Genomic DNA, 20149 nt, shown 5'->3' on the forward strand with positions numbered 1-20149 from the left:
ATCTCGGTGCAGATGTCGCAATCCACACCGAACCCGGAGGCCCTCACCCATTCAAGAACCCAGCACGCGTGTCACCAACGTCCCAGGACGACACATCTAGGCGCGGGCCCCGTGGCGAGGGCAGCTTTGAAGGGCCCGACGGAGCTCCGCCGGGCCCCTCGAAGCTGCCCCGGATCAGGCCCGGACCAGTAGCAGTACCGCGGCCGCGACCACGCCGAGGGCCAGAGCCAGGGCCCGCGGGCGGCTCCCGATGCCGCGGAGCACGGGAACGAGCGCGTCGACCGCGTACCGGCCGGGCCCGGTCAGGGTGAGCGCGGCCGCGGCGGCGGCGAGCAGCAGCTCGTACTCGACGCCCTTGGGGGCGAAGAAGGACCCGCTCCAGACCACGGCCACCGCGTTGATCATGGTGCCGGTCACGGCCGCGCCGGCCAGCGGGGTGAGCAGGCCCAGCACGAGGGCCAGGCCGCCGAAGGTCTCGGTGAGGCCGGCCAGGACGGCCATTGCCTCGGGCGCCGGGTAGCCGCTCATGCCGAAGAACTGGCCGGTGCCCTCGACACCCCCGCCTCCGAACCAGCCGAAGAGCTTCTGGGAGCCGTGGGCGGCCATGGTCAGGCCGAGGACGAGCCGCAGCACCAGCAGTCCGGCGTCACGGGCGGCGCCGCCGGCGTGGCGGCCGGCGGAGGTCTCGGCAGTGCGCAGGGTCGCGGACGGGGAGGCCATGAGGGGGTCCCTCTCGTTGGGGAGGCAAAAATATTTCGAATTTGAACTTGACGTGCAGCCCGACCATAGCCGGTCGTTCAAATTGGAACAACTGCCGTACGCTGGCCCCATGGGTGACACGCGATGGCTGAATGACGACGAGATGCGGGCGTGGAGCGGCTTCCTGGCCGCTTCGGCGCTGCTGAACCGGCGCCTGGACCAGCAGCTCAAGGACGACTCCGGCCTCTCGCACCCGCAGTACGAGATCCTCGTCCGGCTCTCGGCCGCCCCCGGCGGCGAGCTGCGCATGACGGAGCTGGCGGACGGGCTGATCAACTCCAAGAGCGGGCTGACCTACCAGGTCACGCAGCTGGAGAAGGCGGGCCTGGTACGGCGGCGCAGCTGCCCGTCCGATGTGCGGGGGATCTACGCCGTCCTCACCGAGCAGGGCCGGGAGCGGCTCGAACAGGCGGCCCCGGGCCACGTCGCGGCGGTGCGCCGGCACCTGATCGACGTACTGACGCCCGACCAGATCGGCGCCCTGGCCGACGGCCTGGGCGAGGTCACCCGCCGCCTGCGCGCGGGGCGCTGACGAGGCGTCGCCCCTGCGTCGCCACCTGCGCCGCCCTCGCCCCGACGGAATCAGCGCGGCGCAGCCACCTCCACATAACGGCGGTGCCGCGGCCCCCGGTACAACAGGGCGTCCCAGCCCGCCCGCTCCAGCACCGTGCGGCACTCCGCCAGCCGGGCGGCCTCCTCCTCGGCAGCCCGGCCGCCGGGCGGCCCGAGCCAGCTCACCCGTACGGTGCCGCGCTCCTCGCCGACGCGGACCACGTACCCGGTCTCCGTCCGCCGCCCGGCCACATCGACCGCGGAAGCCGGAACCCCGGCCGCCTCCAGGGCCAGGGACACCGCCCGCAGCGGCCGCTCCCGCTCCCAGGGCGCCGGGCGCTCCGCGGGCTCCCCCGGCCGCCCGTCGTCCGCCGCGTTGACGAGCCGGCGGATCTGGCGCAGCCCCTCGTACGCGGTCCGCACCTCGGCGGCCCGGGCCCGCACCCGCTCCGGCGGCACGGGCGGCCCGTCACCCGTAGCCGGCTCGAAAGCACCTGCGCCTGCACCCGAACCTGCGCCCGGACCGGAACCCGCGCCCGCGCCCGAACCTGCGCCACCACCCGAACCCGCGCCCGAACCCGAACCCGCGCCCGAACCCGCGCCACCACCCGCCCCAGTCATCCCTGCCTCCCGCGCCCGGACCTCATAGGCCACCAGTGGACCACCACTGGACCACCACCCCACCCGCGCCCATCCCCGTTCTGAGTACGTGAGGCCGAACGACCTGAGTATCAGGCCCGATTCCCGCACCCCACCCCGCGCGGTCGAATGGGCTCATGAACACCGACGCCCCGCGCCGGCCCGCCGCACTCCGGCAGGTCACCCTCACCGGCTCCGCCCTCGCCACCGCCCTCCTGCCGCTCGTCGTGGGCGTCCTGGCGGCCAAGGCGCTGGCCGCCGACCCGCTGACGCCGGTGAACGCCCTGATCACCACGGGGGCGCACCGCCCCCGGATCACCCCCGCACACTGGCGCACCTGCGGGCGCAGCGCGCTCGGCCGGGTGCGGGGAAGCGGCCGGGCGCTGCGGCGCTACACGGGGTCGTGCACGGTCTCGCAGTCGCGCACCGGGTTCTCCCGCAGCCATTCCACCACCTGCCGGGCGTGCCCGTCGGGCGGGAAGACCGGATAGAAGACGTGCTCGATCCGGCCCTCCCTGACGACCAGCGTGATCCTCTTGAAGAGGGTCCGGCCCTCGAACCCGAAGACCGGCAGGCCCAGGGTCGAGGCAAGCGACAGCGAGGGGTCGGAGAGCATCGCGAAGGGGAGCCGCAGCCGCTCCGTGACCTCGCGCTGGTACGGAGTGTCCTGGCTGGACAGGCCGAAGACCCGGGCGGCGCCGGCTTCGGCCAGCTCCTGGTGGTGGTCCCGGAAGCCGCAGGCCTGGCTCGTACAGCCGCGGGCGCCCGGGATGGCGTCCCAGCCCTCCGGGAGGTCCGCGTCGGGCCGTCCGGTCAGCGGGTACACGTACAGCACGGTCCGGCCCGGTCCCAGGGCGTCGAGGCGCACCGAACCGCCGGACGTGGCGGCCGTCTCCAGCGCGGGCATGGGCCGTCCGGGCAGGTGGGCGGCGGCGCCGTCGTCCTCGGGCACGGGCAGCCCGGCGGGCAGGACGGTCAGGTCGTGGACGGCTTCCTCCTCCACGGGAGCGCCCTCCCGCGCAGCGGTGCTGTTGCGGTACGCCGCCTCGCGGAGGTGGGCGCTGAGCACGGCCCGGCGCTCGGTGAGCGCCTCGATGCGGGCCGTCAGGTCGTCGATGGCCTCGCGGTAGCCGGCGAGGGCGGCGGGGCAGTCGTCGCCGTGCGTGCCGCCGGCTGCCAGGCAGTCGAGGAACGGCCGGGTGCGGTCGACGGGGATGCCGAGTGCGCCGAGCGTGCGGATCTCGCGGACCAGGCGTACGTCGTGCTCGCCGTAGTCGCGGTAGCCGTTGGCCAGCCTCGCCGGGCTGACCAGGCCCATCGCCTCGTAGTAGCGCACTGCTTTGACCGTCGCTCCCGCGCGACGGGCCAGCTCACCGATCTTCATGCGGACCTCCCGACCGGCAACCTAAACCCTGCCCCGAGGGTCAAGGTCAACCCCGTCCCACCGCCGCCTCCCCGGATGCGGACCCGCCCCCCGCACCCCACGCTGGAGCCATGCATCACGCGCCGATCGTCGTGCACCGGCTGTCGCCCTCGGGCGGACGCCGGGTGACGCTGCGCGTCGAGGGCCACGAGGACATCCTCGGCCTCGCCAGGAACGACGGGGACGTGATCGAGTTCCTCCGCCGTGCCGGCGTCCCCGACCCCGACGAGCTCGTGCTCGGCGACTCCGGGCTGATCGACTGGGTCGGCGCCGAACCGCACGTCTACGACACGGAGCCCTCGGACACGGACATCCCCTGACGTGCGGTGCGGTGCGGGGAGCCACGGTGCGTCCGGTGCCATGGGCCCCTGCCCCTGCCCCTGCACCTGCCCCTGCCCCTGCCCCGCCCCTGACCTAGCATTCGATCTTGAACTCGACGGCGCGGGGCAGAGGCGGGGGCATGCATGCAGGGGTGGCGTGAGCGGCCGCGCGGACGGTCGGCGCTCGTGGCGGGCAGGGTGCTCACGCTCGTGCTGGTCATCGCGGCCGGGGGCTTCTTCGGCTGGCGCGCGTACGAGGCGGGCACGCCCGGGGGAGTCGTGGCAGGGGCCGCGGAACACGCCCTGGAGGCGGGCTCGGCCGACGTCGCGGTAGGCCTCGTCGCCAGGCCGGGCGACGTGCTCCTCGCGGGCCGCGCCGAATGGGCCGGCGGCCGGGAGGCGATGGCCCTCCCCTCCGCGCGCAGGTGGCGCATCACGAACCGGGTCTACGGCCCGCCCCGCGATGAGGAGCCCTTCGAGCCCGGGATGGAGTACGAATGGCAGGACAAGCCGGGCGCCGAGCCCTCGTCCAGCAAGCCGGCCAGGATCATCGTCCCCTTCTTCCTCAAGGCGCTCTCGGCTGCGCGTGACGTGCGGCCGGCGGGCAGCGGGACCGTACTCGGCCGCTCCGCCAGGCACTACACCGCGGTGGTGCCCTTCGAGGCGGCCAGGCGGCTGAGCGCGGACATCCCTTGGGCGCCGGGCATGACCGAAGAGCTCACGTACGAAGAGCAGTTCCAGGACAAGACCGTGCACGAGATCGGCATCGACGCCTGGATCGACGACGACGGCCGGCTGCGGCGCCTGGATGCGGACCTCCGTACGAAGCGGGGCCCCACCCCCACCCGGATCAGGATCGAGTTCCGCGGCTTCGGGGGAGTCCCGCCCATCACCCCGCCCACCCCGAACCGCCCCATCGCCTGGTAGCGGGACCGGCACGCGCGCGCCGCACGGTGTGACCGGGTCGGGCGAGGGCCGGCCACCCGGGCCACCGCGGGCAGGACGCCACCGGATGGGTGGCCCGGCCGGGACCGGGCAGGGCGTGACTGGCCGGTCCCCGGGACAGGAGGGGGCGGACGTCATCGGGTGACCGGGTCGCGAGGGGCAGGGCGCCACTTCCGGGTGGGCCGGCCGAGAGGGGCGGGCGGCGCCGGGTGACCGGGGCCCGGCGCGGCGTACTTCGGCGCAACGTCACCGGCCGGGACGGCCGAACCGGCGTCACCGCGTGGCCGCGGACCCCTCCGACACCAGGCGGAAGCTCAACTGCCGGCCCAGCTCCCGGAAGCCGAGGGCGTGCGCCACCCGGCGCGAGGCCGGCGGGCGGGCGCGCCATTGCGGGAGGAGGCCCGCGGCGAAGGCGTGCGCCACCGCGGCCGACGCCGTCGTCCGCGCCAGCCGGCGGCCCCGCGCCTGCGGGGCGGTCAGCACGCAGACGTGCGCGGCCCCGCCCGGCCAGGTTTCGTAGCCCGCTGCTGCCACCACGTCTCCGCCGTCCCGCACCACGAACGCGGGAGAGGCGATCTCCTCCATTCCGCTCTCGTCCGCATCCGCCCGGTCCACGGCCCGCACCAGCGCCAGCAGGTCGGGGTGGCCCGGGGCCAGGCTCTCGACGGCATCGTGGCCGTGCGCGGGTCTGAACCCATCCCCGGAGGCGTACGCCAGCGAGGCCGGTCCCAGCAGCTCGGACACCGGCAGCAGCGCCCGCACCGTCTCGGGCCGGGTGAGTTCCGCGGCAGTCACCCCGGCCAGGGCCCGGCTCACGCTCCGAGCGGCGCCGGCGCCGGGCGCGGTGACGACGGCCGAGTCACCCAGCGCCACGACCCCGCACCAGGAGGGCGGGCAGAACGCGGAATCCGGCGCGACCACCACTGCCGGCCCTCCGGAGGACGTGAAGGACACGGGAACGTCGGCCAGCGCCTCCCACAGCCCGCGGGCACGACCCAGCAACTGATCATCAGCCATGCCCCGATCCTGCCACCGGTGCCGGTGCCGGTGCCGGGAGCCCGAGCCCCGAGCCCCGGGCCCGAGCCCCGAGCCCGAGCCCGGTGCCGGGAGCTCTGCTCTCGCCGGGCGACGCCCGCTCTGCCCTCCCCGGCCCATGCCCGCGCGGCCACCCGGTCCATGCCCGCCCGCCGCTCGGGCGATGCCATCGGCCCGCCTCACTGCAAACGGGCTGACCTGACGCATCGTCATGTTCTCCTGGGCCCGGGGCCGTGCCGTCGCTGCGCGCGGCCCGGAAGGAGAGTTCCCTGTGTCCCGTACCCGCACCCGTACCCACCCCCGCCCCCGCTCCCGTACCGTCCGCCGGACGCACGTCGTCGGGCTCGGTGCTGCCGCGCTCGCCCTGACGCTGCTCGCCCCCGCCACCACCGCCGCGGCCGGGACGCCGCCCGGGCCCCAGCCCGCGCCCGTCCTCTCCCATCCTCGGATCATCACGCACTTCGACCTGGCCGCGGGTGGGCTGGCCGAGAACATCGCGCTCGAACCGGACGGCTCCGCCGACATCACCCTCGCCGGCGCCCACCAGGTCGTCCGGGTCTCCCTCAAGGGCGAGAAGGAGGTCCTCGCCACCCTCCCGCCCGAGGCGGGTCCCCAGACCCCGGTCACCGGCTCGGCGGTCGTCACCGGCATCGCCCGCGCCAAGGACGGCACCCTCTACGTCAACTACGCCACCGGCACCGACGCCCTGACCGGCGTCTGGCGGCTGACCCCCGACGGCGTGCTGTCCCGTCTCGCCGCACTGCCCGGCACTGCCTTCCCCAACGGCATGGCCCTCGACGAGGAGCACGGCGTGCTGTACACGGCCGACTCCGTGCTCGCCAAGGTGTGGCGGGTCTCCCTCGACGACGGAGCCGTCACGACCTGGGCCACCGGCACGGAACTCGCACGCACCACGCTCGTCGGAGCCAACGGCCTCAAGTTCCGGCACGGCGCCGTCTGGGTGACCAACACCGACAAGGGCACCCTGCTGCGCATCCCCGTGCGCAAGGACGGCGGCGCGGGCCCCATCGCCACCCGGGCCACCGGCCTGACGCTCGTCGACGACTTCGCCTTCACCGGCAAGGGCGAGACCGTCCTCGCCGCCATGGTCGTCGCCAACGAGATCGCGCTGGTCCGGCCCGACGGCACGCACACCATCGTGCTCACCGAGCAGGCCGGCCTGTCCAGCCCCACCTCCCTGGCCGTGCGCGGCCACAAGGTGTACATCAACAGCGCCGGCTTCCTCGACCCCACCGACCCGGACCCGAACCTCCTCGTCGCCCTGCAGCGGCAGCGCCCCGGCCACCGCCACGACGGACCCGGCACGCGCGGGCCGGCCGGATGGGCGCCGGGTGCGCCGGGCGCGCCGGGTGCGCCGGAGACGCCTGGGACGTCCTGGACGCCGGAATTCCCCTTCGCGCCGGTCCGTGACGGTATGTAGGATCAGTCGGGTGACTGCCGGGTCGGCCTCTTCGGGCCACACACGAAACGGGTTCCCGGCCTCGGCGTGAGCACGAGGCGGGCACGAGCCCCGCCATTCCTCCGCGTCTTCGCTCCGGCGCCCACTGAGGCGTCCGTTCACTTCACATCCAGAAGCCCCGAAGACCCGGAGAACATTCACCCCATGACGCATGCCCAGCACCCGCACGCCACCCACCAGCCCACCGCCGTCGCCCGGCTCGACCACACCGTCGTGTACGCCAGCGACCGGAGCCGGTCGGCCGAATTCCTCGCCTCGGTCCTCGGACTGGAGGTGTCGGCGCCGTTCGGCCCGTTCCTCCCCGTCGACCTCGGCAACGGCGTGACCCTCGACTACTACGCGCTGACCGACGAGCCGATCCAGTCCCAGCACTACGCCTTCCTGGTCGCCGAGGACGCGTTCGACGGCACGATCGACCGGCTGACGGCGGCCGGGGTCACGTACTACGCCGACCCCAACCACACCGAATCCGGGCAGATCAACCGCCTCTTCGGCGGCCGCGGCGCGTACTTCGAGGACCCGGACGGCCACAACATGGAGATCATGACCCGCCCTTACGTCCGCCCCTAGGGTTCCGAACAGCTCCTAGGGTCCCGAGCAGCTCCTAGGGTCCCGAGCAGCCCCCAGGGTCCCGAGCAGCCCCCAGGGTCCCCAACGGCCCCTAGGGATACGGGCGCTACGCCGCCTCCCGTCCCAGCGTCTCGCCGACCGCCTGCGCGAAGGCCTGGGCCTGGGGGGTGGCGTGCTCCCGGTGCCTGACCAGGCCCAGGAGCGAGTCCGGCAGCCCCTCGACCGGCACGAAGGCGATGGAGCTGCGCCGGCCGTGGTACTCCGCGGTCGACCGGCACAGCAGCATCGCGCCCCGGTCCGCGGCCGTCAGCGACAGGCCCTCCTGGAGGGTGTTCACCAGCGGCCCCGCCGGCACGGGCAGGCCGCCCGGGGTCTCCCCGGGGGCCTGCGCCCGGCGCCAGTACTCGGGCGCCGAGCCGTGGATGCCGATCAGCCGGCAGCCGGCCAGCTCCTCCGCCGACACCGACTCGCGCCCGGCGAGGGGGTGCCGGGCGGACACCGCCAGGGTCTGCGGCTGCCGCGAGAACACCGGGCCCAGCACCAGGTCCTCCTCCGCCACCGGCAGCAGCACCACCGCGCAGTCCACCTCCTTGCGGCGCACCGGCCCGAACGGGTCCGACAGGGCGATCTCCGCCACCTCGATGGCGCACTCCGGGTACCGGTCCTCGAACAGCGCGATGGCCTGCGCCAGGTAGTCGTCCACCGTGCCCTGGAAGCCGATCCGCAGCACCCCGCCGAAGCCGCGGGCGGCCGCCCGCGCCTCGTCCACCGTCGCGCGCAGCGCCTCGTACGCCGGACGCAGCGACGCGAGGAACGACTCGCCGAGCGGCGTCAGGCCGACGCGGCGGCTCGTACGCTCCACCAGCGGGGCGCCGATCCGGCCCTCCAGGGACCGGAGCAGCTGGCTGACCCGGCTCTGCGACACGTACAGCCGCTCGCCCGCCCGGCCGAAGTGCAACTCCTCGGCGAGCACGAGGAACGCCTCCAGCTCGCGGAACTCCAGACTGCTCATGGGTCACCTTTCTACCCCGGGTGCCGACCCCCGCTGCACCTCCGCCGTACCCCCGCTGTCTACCGGGCGGCGCCCCGCGCCCGCCAGCCGCGCCCGGGCAGTCGATCAAGTAGCCCAGCTCATCGAAGCATGAGGGATTGGCCGTTGTTCCCGCAGGTCATCGCGGGTTGGCTGAACTCATGGCACAGACAGAGGAAATCGCAGGGGTGACGTCGCAGGCACCCGGCCCCCGCGGCGGCTGGCCCGCCGTGGCGGCCGTGGCCGGCGCGACGTTCACCGTGGTCACGTCCGAGATGCTGCCGGTGGGCCTGCTGACGCCCATCGGCGACGCGTTGCGGGTGACCGAGGGCACGGCCGGGCTCACGCTGACCATCACCGGCCTCGTCGGGGCGGTGTCCGCGCCGCTGCTCACCCCGGCGCTCGGCCGCTTCGACCGCCGCCTGGTGCTGTGCGGTCTGATGGCGGTCCTGGTCGCGGGGAACCTCCTCGCGGCCTGGTCCCCGAACTTCGCGGTCATGGTGGCCGCCCGCGTGCTCGTCGGCATCGGCATGGGCGGCGTCTGGGCGATCGCGGCCGGACTCGCGGTACGGCTGGTGCCGGGCGGCTCCGTCGGACCGGCCACCTCACTCGTCTTCAGCGGGATCGCGGTGGCCTCCGTGCTCGGCGTCCCGGCCGGCACGTACATCGGCGAACTCGCCGACTGGCGGACCGCGTTCGTCACCATGGCCGGGCTCGCGCTGGTCGTGCTGATCGCCCTGGCGGTGCTGCTGCCGAAACTTCCCGCGGAGCAGGAGATCCGGCTGGGCGGCGTGCTGCGGCTGGTCGGCAGTCCGCGGGTCGCGACCGGGCTGGCCGTCGTGGCGCTGCTGGTCACCGGCCACTTCGCCGCCTACACGTACGTACGCCCCGCCCTGGAGGAGATCTCGGGGGCGAGCGCCTCCATGATCGGCACGCTGCTGCTCGTGTACGGAATCGCGGGCGTGCTCGGCAACTTCGCCGCGGGCGCCGGTGCCGCCCGCTCCCCGCGCGGCACGCTGCTGGTGATCAGCCTGGTGCTGGCGGCGACGGTCGGCGTGCTGCCGCTGGTCGGCGGTTCGGTGATGACGGCGGCGGTGCTGCTGGCCGTCTGGGGCCTGTCGTACGGCGGGGTGTCGGTCTCCACCCAGACCTGGCTGCTGGGCTCGGCCCCGGAAGCCCGCGAGGCGGCCTCCGCGCTGTTCGTCGGCGTGTTCAACGGGGCCATCGCGCTGGGCGCCTTCGTCGGCGGGCTGGCCGCGGACGGCTCCGGCATCGAGGCCGTCATGTGGCTCGGTGCGGCCCTCGCCGCCGGCGCCCTGGCGGTGACGGCCCTGGGCCGCGCCCCCGCCGGAGCCGCCCGAGGCTAGTCCGGCCCCGGCGCACTCGGGGCCGGACCTGGCGGAACCCCCAGACCCGCCCCTGACGGGGGGCGGCGGTGGAACGGCGCTCCGGGGCAAGCCCCCGCCCCCGGAGCGCCGCCACCGGTGGCCGGCGGTACGCGCTCCAGCGGGCCCGGCAGCGGGAGACGGCCGGCCCGACCGCGGGCCGCCGGCCCACCGGCCCCGCCCCGCTCAGCCGTCGCCCTGCTCGGCCGTCGCCCTGCTCGGCCGTCGCCCTGCTCGGCCGTCGCCCTGCTCGGCCGTCGCCCCGCTCAGCCGTCGACCGCTCGGCCCGTCGCGCCCGCTCAGCCGCCGACGCCGTCGAGGAACTCCCGGATCAGCGCCGCCCATTCGGTCGGCCGCTCGGCCGCGATGGCGTGCCCGCAGTCGAGGACCGCCAGCCGGGCGCCCGGAATGCCCTCCGCCAGTTCGCGGGAGTGAACGGGCGTGGTCAGCAGGTCCCCGGTCGGTGACACGACCAGGGCGGGCACCTTCACCCGGGCCAGGTCGGCCCGCACGTCGAGATGGTCGAAGAGGGCCAGCTGTGCGTCGGTGCCGGCCGGCATGCCCGCGGCGAACAGCCCGAGCTGCTCCTCGATCTCGGCGCCGGACCGCGCCTCCAGCCACTCGGGGCCGCCGACCAGCAGCGAGAGGTACGCGGCCAGCTCCCGGCCCCGCGGGTCCCGCCGCCCCAGCGCCCGCCAGGTCTCGACGGCCAGCAGGAGCCGCGGGCTCGGGCGGGCGAAGCCGGCGGAAAGGACCAGCGCGGTCACCCGATCGGGATGGCGGACAGCGGCCCGCACGGCGACCGTCGTGCCCATGGAGAAACCGGAAATGGCGAAAGTGTTGAGGCCGGATTGCACTGCGCTTTCCACAATGCCGTCGGCCAGCGCGTCAAGACTCAGCGGACCGTCCGCGAGAGGGGTGGAACCAGAGCCGGGAAAATCGGCGCCGACCACCGTCCTGGATTGGGCGAGGGATTCGATGACGGGGCCGAAACTGTCCCGCACGTCGCTGCCCGCACCATGCGCGAGCAGCAGTCCAGGGCCGCTGCCCCACACCGAACGGGATAACGCGGAAGGAAGTGAAGAGGTCATGGCGGAGATGCTAGCGAAACGTCCGGCCATTTCTTTGGGTTCCCCATCCACATCGCGCCATTCCTGCCGATGACTACTTGATCGAGTGGTCTCCGGCTACTCACTCAGGTAGTGGTGGACCGGTTGGCGTGAAACGTAGGCTCACGAGCATCGGGCAGTGAAAATTCCCTGCGCCCGAATTATCGAAGGAAGGCCGATGCTCGCTTCACGTCAGCTCCCGCTGTCCGCCTATCAGCGCGATATCTGGGCTGCCGAATCAGCCACCGTCGCCGACCCCCAGTTCAACGTGGTCATCCACGAACGGCTGGACGGCGACATAGACACCGACGCACTGCGGGACGCCCTCCGGCACGTCCTGGAGACCAACGACGCGTTCTCCCTCCGCTTCGACCACCGGGACGGCGTCCCCTTCCAGTGGCTCGCGCCCGAGGACGGCGGACCCGAGGTGGAGTACGTCGACCACTCCGGCGCGCCGGCGCCCGCCGCGGCCTGTGCGCAGTGGCAGCGCGACTCCTTCAACCGCCCGTTCACGCTGCGCCGTTCGCGTCTGTTCACGGCCGCGGTGCTGCGCGAGAGCGAGCGGGTGGTGCACCTGCACCTCAACGTCCACCACCTGATCGCCGACGCCTGGGCGCTCAACCTCGTTCTCCGCCGGGTCCACGACGAGTACGCCCGCCGCACCGGCACCGCCGTCCGGGCCGGCTCCGTCACCCCCGACGCGACGGGCGCCCCCGCCCTCGTGCCCTCCGTGACCACGCTGCTGGACGCCGAGGCCGCGTACCGCGACTCCGCCGCGTACGACGAGGACCGGGCCCACCACCGGGAGGCCCTCGCGGGCATCACCCCCGCCCTCTTCCCCCGGACCGTCGCCGCCGGGGACACCCCCGTGCTGCGCGGCCGCCACACCCTCACCGTGGACGGCGCGCTGGTCCGCCGCATCCGGGAGGGCGGCAGCTCCCCCTTCGCCTTCGTGGCCGCCGCCTTCGCCACCTACCTCGCCCGCGTGCACAACGCCGACGAGGCCGTCCTCGGCGTCCCCTTCCTCAACCGCCGTTCCGAGGCCGAGAAGGCCGCCGTCGGCCAGGTCGCCAACAGCCTCCCGCTCCGCGTGGCCGTCGACGCCGCCGCCACCCTCCCCGAGCTGGCCGCCCGCGTCCGCGCCGGCACGGACACCCTGCGCGGCCACGAGCGGCTCGCCCTCGGGGACGCCGTGCGCGAACTCCCCGCCACCGGGGCCGGTTCCCGCCGCCTCTTCGACGTCACGCTCTCCTACCTCCGCTTCCCCCGCCCCGCCACCCTGCCCGGCGTCGAGACCGAGACCGTGGTCAAGGCGCCCGTGCACGCCCGGGACGCGCTGTCGGTGATGGTGCACGCCTTCGACGACGACGCCGACCTCCGCATCGACCTCGACTACGCCCTCGACGTCTTCGACGACGACCTGCCCATCGCCTCCGTCGCCGGCCACCTGCTCACCCTCATCCGGGCCGGCCTGGACGAGCCAGAACGGCCCGCCGTCACCCTGCCGCTGCTCGACGGGGCCGGCTACGCCGCGCTCGTACGCGACTCCCGAGGCCCCCGCGTCCCGTACGCCGACGGCACCACCGTCCACGCGCTGATCGCCGAGCAGGCCGCCCGTACCCCCGGCCGCACCGCCGTGACCGGAGCGGACGGCACCGACACCCTCACCCACGCCGAGCTCGACGCCCGCTCCAACCAGCTGGCCCGCTCCCTGCGCGAGCGGGGCGTCGCCACCGGCGACCGCGTCGCCGTGCTGATGGAGCGCTCCCCGCAGCTCCTCGTCGCCCTGCTCGGCGTGCTGAAGGCCGGCGCCGCGTACGTGCCCGTCGACCCCGGCTACCCGGCCGAGCGCATCGGCCTGTTACTGGAGGACAGCCGCGCCGCGGCCGTGCTCGCCGACCCCGGCACCGAGCTGCCGGAAGAGGCGGGCGCCCTCCGCCCGCTGACCGTCCAGGAGCTCCTCACCGGCCCGGACGGCCCCGTCGGCCCGCACGCCGGGCCGCGCGACCTCGCGTACGTCATCTACACCTCGGGCTCCACCGGCCGCCCCAAGGGCGTCATGGTCGAGCACCACTCCGTCGTGAACCGGCTGGCCTGGATGCAGCGGGCCTACCCGGTCGGTGCGGACGACGTCATCCTGCAGAAGACCCCGATCTCCTTCGACGTGTCCGTCTGGGAGCTGTTCTGGTGGGCGATCGAGGGTGCGGGCCTGGCCCTGCTGCCCGTCGGCGGCCAGAAGGACCCCCGCGAGATCCTCGCCGCGATCGACGCCCGCCGGGTCACGGTGCTGCACTTCGTGCCGTCCATGCTCGGGCCCTTCCTCGACCTCCTGGAGGTCTCCCCGGAACTGCGCGCCCGGGCCGGCTCGCTGCGCACCGTCTTCTGCAGCGGCGAGGCGCTGCCCGCCGCGCGCGTCGAGCAGTTCGACCGCGTCTTCGGCGCCGGCCCCGGCGGCCCGCGCCTGGTCAACCTGTACGGGCCCACCGAGGCCACCGTCGACGTGTCGTACCACGAGTGCCCCGGCGGCACCGGCGAGCCGGTCCGGCGGGTGCCCATCGGCCGTCCGATCGACAACACCGTGCTGTACGTGGTGGACGCGCACGGCGGGCTGCAGCCGGCCGGCGTCCCCGGCGAGCTGTGCATCGGCGGCGTCAACGTGGCCCGCGGCTACCTGGACCGGCCGGAGCTGACCGCCGAGAAGTTCACGGCGGACCCCTTCCCCGGCCGTCACCTGCCCGACGGGGAGCCCTTCACCCCCGAGGGCCGCATCTACCGCACCGGCGACCTCGCGCGGCGGCTGGCCGACGGCTCCGTCGAGTACCTCGGCCGGATCGACGGCCAGGTCAAGATCCGCGGCAACCGCGTCGAGCTGGGCGAGGTCCAGAACCGGCTCGCCTCCCTGGACGGGATCCGCGACGCCGTCGTCGTCGACCGCGACACGGCCGCCCGGGGCACCGTCCTGGTCAGCTACTACGTCGCCGACGCCGAGCGCGACCCGGCCGCCCTCCGCGCCGAACTCGCCACCCAGCTGCCCGAGTTCATGATCCCCTCGTACTTCACGCGGATCGACCGGGTGCCCCTGACACCGAACGGCAAGGCCGACCGGCGGGCCCTGCCCGCACCGGCCGCCAGTGCCGCCGGTGCCGCCGAACCGCCCCGGAACGCCACCGAGGAGACCCTCCACGGCATCTGGGCGCGGGTCCTGGAGACCGAGCCGGACCGCCTCGGCATCCACGACGACTACTACGCCCTCGGCGGCGACTCCATCACCATGCTGCGCATCCACGCGCAGGCCGAGAGGGCCGGCATCCGCTTCTCGCTGACCGACCTGATGAACCACCCCACCGTCGCCCAGCTCGCCGCCCGCGCCACCACCGGCACCGCGGCCGGAGCGCCGGCGGAACTCGCGCCCTTCGCGCTGGTCTCCCAGGTGGACCGGGCCCGGCTCGAAGGCCGGGCCGACGCCCACCCCCTCACGCGCCTCCAGCTCGGCCTGCTCTACCACAGCCGGGCCGAGGAGCACTCGGCCGTCTACCACGACGTCTTCCAGTACAGCCTGGTCCTCGACTGGGACGAGGACCGCTTCCGGGAGGCCTTCGCGCGGCTCGCCGCCCGCCACCCCGTCCTGCGCTCCTCCTTCGACCTGGGATCCTTCTCCGAGCCGCTCCAGATCGTCGACCACACCGTCGAGGGCGGCCTGGAGACCGTGGACCTGCGCGGCCTCCCGGACGCCGCGGCCCGTGCCGAGATCACCGCACACATCGAGGAACGCCGCTTCCACCGCTACGAGTTCGAGCGCGCCCCGCTCTACCTCTTCCGCGCCCACGTCCTCGACGACACCGTCGAGCTGGTGCTCAGCTTCCACCACGCCATCCTCGACGGCGGCAGCGTCGCCACCCTGATCCGCGAGCTGCTCCAGGACTACCTGCACACCCTCGGCCACCCGATCGGGGCCGTGCCGGACACCGCCCTGCCCTCCGGCGCCCACCACGTGCTGGCCGAGCGCCGGGCCCTGGAGTCCGCGGACACCCGGCGGTTCTGGCAGGAGAAGCTGGCGGACGCGCCGCTGCTGCGGCTGGAGGCCTTCCGGCCGCACGAGGCGCCGCGCGGCGCGGAGCAGCTCACCCGGCTCGTCGACCTGCCGAGGGAACTGACCGACGCGGCCCGCGAGTTCGCCGCCGACCGCGCGCTGCCGATGAAGTCGGTGCTGTTCGCCGCCCACGTCCTCACCCTGAGTCTGTACTCCGGCTCGGCGGACGTCACCACCGGCCTGGTCACGCACGGCCGCCCCGAGATCGAGGGCGCCGACCGCACCGCGGGCCTCTTCCTCAACACCATGCCCGTGCGCCTCGACACCGGCGCCGCAGCCGACTGGGCCGGCGTGGTCCGGGCGGCCTTCGACGAGGAGCGCCTCAGCCACGACCACCGGCGCCACCCGCTGAGCGCCATCCAGGAGGACCGAGGGGCGGCCGTCCTCGAAACGGCCTTCAACTACATCCACTTCCGGCAGCTCGCGGCCGTCTTCGAGCTGCCGGGCGTGCGCCTGCTCGACTTCAGGACCTGGGAGGAGACCAACTTCCAGCTGCTGGTCAACGCGATGACCGACCCGGTCGAGGGCACCGTGCGGCTGCGCATGGACTTCCACGGCCAGACCTTCACCCCCGCCCAGGCGGAGCTGTACGCCGGCACCTACACCGCCGTGCTCGACCGGATCGTCCGGCACCCCGGCGAGGCCCCGGACCTCGGCTTCCTCACCGCGGCACGGGCCGACGCACCCGGTACCGACCGGACCGCCGCCGCCCAGGCACCCGCCCAGGCCCCCGCCGCGTCCCCGGCCCGCCCCTTCACCGACGTGGCCCGCGCCGTGGCCGAGCGGACCGCGCTCACCCCCGACGCCGTGGCCGTGGCCTTCGGAGCCCGCCGGTGGACGTACGCCGAACTCGGCCGCGCCGCCGACCGGGTGGCCGCCCGGCTGCTGGCCCTCGGCTCCCGCCCCGGCGACCGGGTCGGCATCGCGATGCCCCGCTCCCCGGAGACCGTCGCGGTGATCCTCGGCGTGATGAGGGCCGGCGCCGCGACCGTGCCCCTGGACGTCGGCTACCCGGCCGAGCGGCTGACCTCCATGGTCGAGCAGGCCCGGCCGTTCCGGATCGTCGCGGACGCCGAGCACGCCGGACCGCTGGGCGAGCTGGCCCCCGTACTGCCTGCGGAGGAGCTCTTCGGGGACCCGGCCGCCGGGACCGGCCCGGACACCCCGCTCACCCCGCCGGCGGTCGCCCCCGAGGACATCGCGTACGTCCTCTTCACCTCCGGCTCGACCGGCGCGCCCAAGGGCGTGGCCATGCCGCACCGCTCCCTCGCCAACCTGGTGGCCTGGCAGAACGCGGTCCCGAGCGGCGTCGTCGGCGGCACCACCGCCCAGTACGCCCCGCTGAGCTTCGACGTCTCCTTCCAGGAGATCTTCTCGACGCTCTGCGGGGGCGGCACCCTGCTCCTGCTCTCCGAGGACGAGCGGCGCGACATGCCCGGCCTGCTGCGGCTGCTGGACCGCGAGGGCGTCGAGCGCCTGTACCTGCCGTACGTCGCCCTCCAGCAGCTCGCCGAGGCGGCCGCCGCCCTGGACCTCGCCCCGCGGAGCCTGAAGGCGCTGCTCTCCTCCGGCGAACAGCTCCGCGTCACCGACGAGATACGCCGGCTGTGCGCGGCCGTCCCCGGCGTGATCCTGGAGAACCAGTACGGGCCCACCGAGTCCCACGTGGTCACCGCGTACACCATGCAGGGCGACCCGGCCGGCTTCCCCGCCCTGCCGCCCGTCGGCCGGCCCGTCGACAACTCGGCGGTCCGGGTGCTCGACGCGCGGATGCGCCCGGTGCCGCGCGGCGTCAAGGGCGAGCTGTACCTCGCCGGCGACTGCCTCGCCGAGGGGTACGTGGGCCGGCCCGACCTGACCGCGGAGCGGTTCGTCACCCACCCGGTCACGGGGGAGCGGCTCTACCGCAGCGGTGACCTGGGCCTGGAACTGCCCGGCGGCGACATCGTCTGCCTGGGGCGCGCGGACGCGCAGGTCAAGGTGCGCGGCTACCGCGTGGAGCCGGCCGAGGTGGAGCTGGCCATCACCCGGTTCGCGGCCGGCCACCCCGGCATCCAGGAGGCCGCCGTCGTCGCCCGACGGCGCGAGGGCAACGACTCCTTCCTGGCCGCCTTCCTGACCGGCGACCCCGACGGCGCCGACCTGGCGCTGCTGCGCAAGCAACTGCGCACCGTGCTGCCGGACTACATGATGCCCTCGCACTTCGAGTGGCTGACCGCCCTCCCGCTCACCCCGAGCGGCAAGCGGGACGACGCGGCACTGCGCCGGGCCGGGCTGACCGCCGGCACGGCCGACGACGCGGCCGGGCCGCTCGACGCGTACGAGCGGACGCTGACGGAGATGCTGGCCGACCTCCTTCAGCTGCCCGCCGTGGGCCCGCACCAGAACATCTTCGACCTCGGCGGCACCTCGCTCACCGCGATGCGCCTGGTGGTCCAGATCGAGCAGCGGTACGGGACGAACATCCCGCTCTCGGAGTTCGTCGCCGCCCCCACGGCCGCGGCCCTCGCCGCCCGGCTCCGCTCCGGGGCGGCCCGTACCGCCTTCGACCCGCTGGTGCCCATCCGGACCGACGGGGACCGCCGCCCGATGTTCTTCGTCCACCCCATGGGCGGCAACGTGCTCTGCTACGTCCGCTACGCCCGGCACCTCCCCGACGACCAGCCCTTCTACGCCCTCCAGGCGGCCGGCGCCGACCCGGGCACGGAGGCGCTGCGCAGCGTCGAGGAGATCGCCGCCGGCTACGTCGAGGCCATCCGCCGGGTCCAGCCCGCCGGCCCCTACGTGATCGGCGGCTGGTCCTTCGGAGGCTTCGTCGCCTTCGAGATGGCCCGTCAGCTGCGGGCGGCGGGGGAGGAGATCCGGCGCCTGGTGCTGCTGGACACCACCGCCCTCAACCCCGGACGGCGGCTCAACACCGGGGACGAGGCCCTGCTCGGCTGGTTCTTCTGGGAACTGCTCTGGCTGCGCCGCGGCGGGGACTCGCCGCTGGAGCTGATCCCGGCCGGACTCGGCACGCTTGAGGAGAAGTTCGACTTCATCGCCCAGCTCGCCGTCGACGAGGGGGTGCTGCCCGCGGGCAGCACCGGCGCGGTGGTCCGCCGGCTGTTCCACGTCTACGAGGCCAACTGGAAGGCGGCCTTCGCCTACCGGCCCGAGGTGGTCGACCAGGACATGGTCCTCATCCACGCCTCGGAGCCGCTGCCCGAGGTCCTCAACTCGATGCACACCGCCATCGAGAGCATGCACAAGGACCCCACGAACGGCTGGCGCGAGCGGACCAGCGGCCGCCTCGACGTGGTCGACGTACCCGGCGACCACCTCACGATCATGGAGGAGCCGCACGTGGGCCACATGGTCAAGGTCGTCGACGAGCTGATCGGCGACTGACATGAGCGCCACTCACATCCCGGACGACCACCGGGACGACATCCCCCACGACACACCCGACCAGCACCACGGACCAGGAAAGAGCACGGGCAGCGGCATGGAGCGGAACGGCGGGACGGCCAAGGCCATCGTCCTCGGCGCGGGCATCGGCGGGCTCACCGCCGCGATCGCCCTGCGCGGGGCGGGGCTCGACGTCGAGGTGTACGAGCGGGCCGGCGAGCTGCGCGCGGCCGGCTCGGGACTGTCGGTGATGAGCAACGCCATCGGCGCCCTGGACTCCCTCGGCGCGGGCATCGACCTGGCACGGCGCGGCACGGCCCTGGAGTCCTACCACGTCAGGACCGCCCGCGGGCGGCTGATCAGGGAGTTCCCCTTCCCGGAGATCATCGGACGGCTCGGGGTGCCCAGCGTCCTGATCACCCGTGCCGACCTCCAGGCCGCGCTGCTGGAGGCCGCGGACGGCATCCCGCTCACCCTCGGCGCCGCCGCCACCGGCTTCGAGACCGGCGCGGACCCGCGCGACGGGGTGCGGGTGCGGTTCGAGGACGGCTCCGAGGCGCACGGCGACGTGCTGATCGGCGCCGACGGCTTCAACTCCGTGGTCCGCAGGCAGCTGGTCGGCCCCGAGGACTCCCGGGACAGCGGGTACGTCTGCTGGCTGGCCGTGGTCCCCTTCTCGCACCCGCGGTTCGCGCCCGGCTCGGTCACCCACTACTGGGGCAGCGGCAAGCGCTTCGGCATGGTCGACATGGGCGGCGGGCGGCTCTACTGGTGGGGCACGAAGAACATGCCCGCCGAGCGCTCCGCCGACTGGCGCGGGGACAAGTCCGAGATCCTCGCCGCGTACGCGGGCTGGGCCGACGAGGTGCAGGAGGCGATCCGGGCCACCCCCGAGGAGTCCGTCATCGCCGTGCCCTCCCGGGACCGCGCCTTCCTGGAGCGCTGGGGCCGGGGCCCGGTCACCCTCCTCGGGGACGCCGCGCACCCGATGCTCACCAGCCTCGGCCAGGGCTCCGGCATGGCCATCGAGGACGCGGTGGTGCTCGGCCGGGCCCTCAAGGGGGCGGCCGACCTGCCGCGCGCCCTGCGCCGCTACGAGGACGAACGCCGGGAGCGGACCCGGGCCATGGTGGCCGCCTCCCGCGGCATCAGCACCTTCGAGCAGTCCGAGGACCCGGTGCGCCGGCCCGTCCGGGACGCGTACTTCCGCTTCATGCCGGAGCGCAAGCTGGTCCGCACCCTGGAGGACTCGCTCACCTTCCCCCTCGCCGGCCCGGGCGCCGCTACCCCGGCCGCCGCCTAGGCCGTCTCTTCCGGATCATGCCTGACCCGCGCCGCCCGGCACCGCGCCTCGCCGCGTTGTCGAGGCGCCCAAGTACGTCCAGTACACGGGCGCCTCTCCGCCTTGCGATGCACGGCACC

15 protein-coding genes are annotated in these 20149 nt (G+C 74.4%); 9 read left to right on the forward strand and 6 right to left on the reverse strand.

Features of this window, described 5'->3' with window-relative positions; all coding sequences use genetic code 11:
• Positions 1 to 174 precede the first annotated feature (174 nt).
• Entirely contained in the window at positions 175 to 720 is a 546-nt protein-coding gene (locus ACIQUQ_RS27215; protein WP_403980801.1) for a DoxX family protein, read from the reverse strand.
• Positions 721 to 829: 109 nt separating this feature from the next.
• Between ACIQUQ_RS27215 and ACIQUQ_RS27220 the strand changes: the two genes are divergently transcribed.
• A complete protein-coding gene (locus ACIQUQ_RS27220) occupies positions 830 to 1291 on the forward strand; it encodes a MarR family winged helix-turn-helix transcriptional regulator (RefSeq protein WP_403980803.1) in 462 nt (153 codons plus the stop codon).
• 50 nt (positions 1292 to 1341) lie between these two features.
• On the opposite strand, the gene ACIQUQ_RS27225 is transcribed toward ACIQUQ_RS27220, so the two are convergent.
• Positions 1342 to 1770, reverse strand: coding sequence for a hypothetical protein (locus tag ACIQUQ_RS27225; RefSeq protein WP_403980805.1), 429 nt, complete (start codon positions 1768 to 1770; stop codon positions 1342 to 1344).
• A 317-nt stretch (positions 1771 to 2087) separates the two neighbouring features.
• Here ACIQUQ_RS27225 and ACIQUQ_RS27230 point away from each other — a divergent pair, with 317 nt between their 5' ends.
• Positions 2088 to 2441, forward strand: coding sequence for a hypothetical protein (locus ACIQUQ_RS27230; RefSeq protein ID WP_399951273.1), 354 nt, complete (start codon positions 2088 to 2090; stop codon positions 2439 to 2441).
• On the opposite strand, the gene ACIQUQ_RS27235 is transcribed toward ACIQUQ_RS27230, so the two are convergent.
• Positions 2342 to 3334, reverse strand: coding sequence for a MerR family transcriptional regulator (locus tag ACIQUQ_RS27235; RefSeq protein WP_403980808.1), 993 nt, complete (start codon positions 3332 to 3334; stop codon positions 2342 to 2344). The two genes, ACIQUQ_RS27230 and ACIQUQ_RS27235, sit on opposite strands and share 100 nt — an antisense overlap.
• A gap of 110 nt (positions 3335 to 3444) precedes the next feature.
• On the opposite strand from ACIQUQ_RS27235, the gene ACIQUQ_RS27240 reads away from it, so the two are divergent.
• Together ACIQUQ_RS27240 and ACIQUQ_RS27245 are read left to right on the forward strand one after the other, a co-directional pair.
• Positions 3445 to 3693, forward strand: a complete 249-nt coding sequence (locus ACIQUQ_RS27240; protein ID WP_403980810.1) for a hypothetical protein — start codon at positions 3445 to 3447, stop codon at positions 3691 to 3693.
• Positions 3694 to 3837: 144 nt separating this feature from the next.
• On the forward strand, positions 3838 to 4620 hold the full coding sequence (locus ACIQUQ_RS27245) for a hypothetical protein (RefSeq protein WP_403980812.1): 783 nt from the start codon (positions 3838 to 3840) through the stop codon (positions 4618 to 4620).
• A gap of 291 nt (positions 4621 to 4911) precedes the next feature.
• On the opposite strand, the gene ACIQUQ_RS27250 is transcribed toward ACIQUQ_RS27245, so the two are convergent.
• Positions 4912 to 5655: a GNAT family N-acetyltransferase gene (locus ACIQUQ_RS27250; protein ID WP_403980815.1), complete on the reverse strand. Its 744-nt coding sequence runs from the start codon at positions 5653 to 5655 to the stop codon at positions 4912 to 4914.
• A 289-nt stretch (positions 5656 to 5944) separates the two neighbouring features.
• Here ACIQUQ_RS27250 and ACIQUQ_RS27255 point away from each other — a divergent pair, with 289 nt between their 5' ends.
• Positions 5945 to 7114, forward strand: coding sequence for an SMP-30/gluconolactonase/LRE family protein (locus ACIQUQ_RS27255; protein ID WP_403980817.1), 1170 nt, complete (start codon positions 5945 to 5947; stop codon positions 7112 to 7114).
• A 183-nt stretch (positions 7115 to 7297) separates the two neighbouring features.
• Positions 7298 to 7723 carry a VOC family protein gene (locus ACIQUQ_RS27260; protein ID WP_403980820.1) on the forward strand — a complete coding sequence of 142 codons (426 nt, stop codon included), beginning with the start codon at positions 7298 to 7300 and terminating at the stop codon, positions 7721 to 7723.
• A 106-nt stretch (positions 7724 to 7829) separates the two neighbouring features.
• Here the strand turns inward: ACIQUQ_RS27260 and ACIQUQ_RS27265 are convergent, their stop codons facing one another.
• Positions 7830 to 8735: a LysR family transcriptional regulator gene (locus tag ACIQUQ_RS27265; protein WP_403980823.1), complete on the reverse strand. Its 906-nt coding sequence runs from the start codon at positions 8733 to 8735 to the stop codon at positions 7830 to 7832.
• A 179-nt stretch (positions 8736 to 8914) separates the two neighbouring features.
• On the opposite strand from ACIQUQ_RS27265, the gene ACIQUQ_RS27270 reads away from it, so the two are divergent.
• Positions 8915 to 10120: an MFS transporter gene (locus ACIQUQ_RS27270; protein WP_403980826.1), complete on the forward strand. Its 1206-nt coding sequence runs from the start codon at positions 8915 to 8917 to the stop codon at positions 10118 to 10120.
• Between the two features lie 317 nt (positions 10121 to 10437).
• On the opposite strand, the gene ACIQUQ_RS27275 is transcribed toward ACIQUQ_RS27270, so the two are convergent.
• On the reverse strand, positions 10438 to 11259 hold the full coding sequence (locus ACIQUQ_RS27275) for an alpha/beta fold hydrolase (protein WP_403980828.1): 822 nt from the start codon (positions 11257 to 11259) through the stop codon (positions 10438 to 10440).
• 166 nt (positions 11260 to 11425) lie between these two features.
• Here ACIQUQ_RS27275 and ACIQUQ_RS27280 point away from each other — a divergent pair, with 166 nt between their 5' ends.
• Complete coding sequence (locus ACIQUQ_RS27280; protein WP_403980830.1) at positions 11426 to 18727, forward strand: amino acid adenylation domain-containing protein; 7302 nt, start codon at positions 11426 to 11428, stop codon at positions 18725 to 18727.
• 97 nt (positions 18728 to 18824) lie between these two features.
• Positions 18825 to 20030 carry an FAD-dependent monooxygenase gene (locus ACIQUQ_RS27285; RefSeq protein ID WP_403981100.1) on the forward strand — a complete coding sequence of 402 codons (1206 nt, stop codon included), beginning with the start codon at positions 18825 to 18827 and terminating at the stop codon, positions 20028 to 20030.
• Positions 20031 to 20149 lie beyond the last annotated feature (119 nt).

It is taken from the genome of Streptomyces sp. NPDC101118, assembly GCF_044759445.1.
In the GTDB taxonomy this organism is placed as follows: domain Bacteria; phylum Actinomycetota; class Actinomycetes; order Streptomycetales; family Streptomycetaceae; genus Streptomyces.